Raw genomic sequence first — 3098 nt, 5'->3', positions numbered from 1 at the left:
CGGTGGCGTTGTCCGGCGTCAGGCGCGTGGCCCCCGTCACGTCCGCGAGCGGGTTTGGTCACGGCTCGATTTCAGTTTCCCCGGGGGCTTGGTCAGGCGCCGATCGGGTGTCACAGTTCCCCACGAAGGGGGCTCACGGTCCCCGTCCCACACACCCTCTGACCGAAAGGGCGCGCCATGAACAAAGCGGACCTGGCCACCATCCTCGAGCCCGTCGTGGGTAGCCACCACGCGGCCTCGCGGGCGGTCGACACCCTCGTCGACGCGATGATCCGTGAGGTGGCGGCCGGGGGGACGGTGACGCTCACGGGGTTCGGCACCTTCGAGCGCGTGGTGCGTGCCCCGCGCACGGGGCGCAACCCCCGCACGGGCGACGTGGTCCGCATCGAGGCCACGGCCGGCCCCCGCTTCCGGCCCAGCCGCACCTTCCGCAAGTTCGTGGCCGACCCGGACTCGCTGCCCGCCGCGGGCCTGGCCGGGGGGGCGCACCCGCCGCTGACCGCCTCGGACGGGCCGTGGACGAGCGGGCGGAGCACGTAGGCTGACCCTCGATCCCGACCCGACCCGTGGAGGAGCACGATGACGCGCGCCGCCGTCCTTGGAGCTGGCAGCTGGGGCACGGCCTTCGCCCAGGTGCTCGCCGATGCTGGCACCGAGGTGGTGCTCTGGGGGCGTCGCGCCGAGCTCGTGGAGGCGGTGAACGCCGACCACCGCAACGAGCAGTACCTGCCCGGGCACACCCTGCCGGAGTCGCTGCGGGCCACGGCCGACGCCGCCGAGGCGTGCCGCGGGGCGGACGTCGTGGTGCTCGCGGTGCCCTCGCAGACCCTCCGCGACAACCTCGTGGAGTGGGCGCCGCTCATCCCGGCCGACGCGACCGTGGTCTCGCTCATGAAGGGAATCGAGCTGGGCTCCGGCCTGCGGATGAGTCAGGTCGTCAGCCAGGCCGCCGGCATCGACCCGGAGCGGGTGGCGGTGCTCTCCGGCCCCAACCTGGCGCGCGAGATCGTGCAGCGGCAGCCCTCGGCCAGCGTCGTGGCCTGCACGGACGCGGCACGCGCGGACGCCGTCGCCGAGGCGTGCGACGCGCCCTACTTCCGCCCCTACACCTCCTCCGACGTGCTGGGCGCCGAGGTGGGCGGTGCGGTGAAGAACGTGGTGGCCCTGGCCGTGGGGATGGCCCAGGGGATGGGTTACGGCGACAACACCTCGGCCATGCTCATCACCCGGGGACTGGCCGAGATCACCCGTCTGGGCACGGCCCTGGGAGCCGACCCCACGACCTTCCTCGGCCTGGCGGGGGCGGGGGACCTCGTGGCCACCTGCTCCAGCTCCCTCTCGCGCAACCACCAGGTGGGCACCCGTCTGGGGCAGGGCGAGTCCCTGGAGGAGGTGCTCGCCTCGCAGAGCCAGGTGGCCGAGGGAGTGAAGTCCTGCCGCCCCATCCAGGCCCTGGCCGAGCAGCACGGCATCCCGATGCCGATCGTGCAGGCCGTGGTGGGAGTGGTGCACGAGGGGGTCTCCGTGGAGGAGACCGCGCACCGCCTCATGGCGCGGGTCCGCAAGGCCGAGAGGTACTGATGCGGTCCGCGCGGGTTGAGTACGATCCTGCGCGATGACTGCTTCGAACCAGACCCAGCCCGGGCGCCGCCGCGTCGCGCTCGTCTTCGGAGGCCGCTCCAGCGAGCACCCCGTCTCCTGCGCCACGGCCGCCAGCGTCCTGGCCGCCATCGACACCGACCGGTGGGACGTCGTGCCCATCGGCATCACGCGGCAGGGGCAGTGGGTCGTCTCCACGGCCACCCCCGAGGAGCTCACCATCGGCGCCGGGCACATCCCGGAGATCACCGGCGGTGAGGAGAACGTCATCGTGCCGCTGGGCTCCACCCACACCGACTTCCAGGTGGTGCGCCAGGGCCTGCCGCCGGAGGTGCTCGGCGAGGTGGACGTGGTGTTCCCGCTGCTGCACGGCCCGTTCGGCGAGGACGGCACCCTGCAGGGCCTGCTCGAGATGGCCGACCTGCACTACGTGGGCTGTGGCGTCGCGGCCTCGGCGCTCATGATGGACAAGCACCACATGAAGGTGGTGTTCGAGTCCGCCGGGCTCGAGGTGGGGCCGTACGTGGTCATCACCGACCGCCGCTGGCGTGCCGACCGGCAGGGGGCCCTGGACGAGGTGGCCGGCCTGCAGCTGCCGGTCTTCGTCAAGCCGGCCCGCGCCGGGTCCTCCATGGGCATCACCCGGGTGGACGACCTCGCGGAGCTGGAGGCCGCCGTGGAGGCCGCGCGGGAGCACGACCTCAAGGTGGTCGTGGAGGAGGGCATCGACGCCCGCGAGCTCGAGTGCGCGGTGCTCGACGGCCACGGTGCCGACGCCCCGCGGGCCAGCACGGTGGGCGAGATCGTCGTCTCCGGCGACCACGGCTTCTACGACTTCGAGGCCAAGTACCTCGACGAGTCCTCGACCACCCTGTCGGCGCCCGCGGACGCCCCGGAGCACGTCATCGAGGAGATCCGGCGGCAGGCCGTGGTGGCCTTCGAGGCGGCCGGGTGCGAGGGCCTCTCCCGCGTGGACTTCTTCGTCACACCCGACGAGCGCATCCTCATCAACGAGATCAACACGATGCCGGGCTTCACGCCGTACTCGATGTACCCGGCGCTGTGGGCCGCCTCCGGCATCCCCTACCCGGAACTCATCGACGAGCTGCTGACGCTGGCCCTGGAGCGCCCGCTCGGCCTGCGCTGATCAGCCGCAGCTGCGGCCGGTGGTCTCCAGGGCCCCGGCCGCGTCGGCGAAGTCGACCACGAGGTCCGAGGACTGCGGGTAGCGGCGCGGCACCAGCACCTCCAGGGCGGGGGTGCGGCCGTAGGTGACCAGGGCGATGCCGTCGTCGAGGTCCTCCACGACCCAGTCCACGCCCTCGATCGTGAGGCAGCGGTCGGTGCTGGGAGCGGGGGGCTCCACCCCGCAGCGCGCCACGATGGCGGGGTTGCCCCAGGCCGCGGCGCTGTCGCGGGCCTCCTCGGCGACCGGTTGGCGCACGGCGCCGGCCACCGCCTGCGGGTACCGCCCGGCTGCCTGGGCACAGGCGGGCTCC

At 73.2% G+C, this 3098-nt stretch carries 4 protein-coding genes; 3 read left to right on the top strand and 1 reads right to left on the bottom strand.

Annotated elements, in window-relative coordinates:
- The first annotated feature begins 177 nt into the window (after positions 1 to 177).
- The 3 genes from HMPREF3099_RS02130 to HMPREF3099_RS02120 are packed head-to-tail and all read left to right on the top strand — an operon-like array spanning position 178 to position 2746.
- A complete protein-coding gene (locus HMPREF3099_RS02130; RefSeq protein WP_070703546.1) occupies positions 178 to 540 on the top strand; it encodes an HU family DNA-binding protein in 363 nt (120 codons plus the stop codon).
- 39 nt (positions 541 to 579) lie between these two features.
- Complete coding sequence (locus HMPREF3099_RS02125; RefSeq protein WP_070703545.1) at positions 580 to 1581, top strand: NAD(P)H-dependent glycerol-3-phosphate dehydrogenase; 1002 nt, start codon at positions 580 to 582, stop codon at positions 1579 to 1581.
- Between the two features lie 34 nt (positions 1582 to 1615).
- The gene (locus HMPREF3099_RS02120; RefSeq protein ID WP_070703544.1) at positions 1616 to 2746 is read left to right on the top strand and encodes a D-alanine--D-alanine ligase family protein; all 1131 of its coding nucleotides are present in this window, start codon (positions 1616 to 1618) and stop codon (positions 2744 to 2746) included.
- On the opposite strand, the gene HMPREF3099_RS02115 is transcribed toward HMPREF3099_RS02120, so the two are convergent.
- On the bottom strand, positions 2747 to 3098 hold a 352-nt coding region (locus HMPREF3099_RS02115), incomplete at its 5' end, for a DUF3515 family protein (protein ID WP_070703543.1). It abuts the gene before it with no gap.

The organism is Kytococcus sp. HMSC28H12 (assembly GCF_001816045.1).
GTDB lineage: Bacteria > Actinomycetota > Actinomycetes > Actinomycetales > Dermatophilaceae > Kytococcus > Kytococcus schroeteri.
The sequence above is the reverse complement of the archived record's forward strand: the minus strand, read 5'-3'. Positions and strand labels throughout refer to the sequence as shown.

Bases quoted from the DNA above. Each gene is read 5' to 3' on its own strand.
- HMPREF3099_RS02120 (WP_070703544.1), top strand. From the start codon at position 1,616: ATGACTGCTTCGAACCAGACCCAGCCCGGGCGCCGCCGCGTCGCGCTC.
- HMPREF3099_RS02125 (WP_070703545.1), top strand. From the start codon at position 580: ATGACGCGCGCCGCCGTCCTTGGAGCTGGCAGCTGGGGCACGGCCTTC.
- HMPREF3099_RS02130 (WP_070703546.1), top strand. From the start codon at position 178: ATGAACAAAGCGGACCTGGCCACCATCCTCGAGCCCGTCGTGGGTAGC.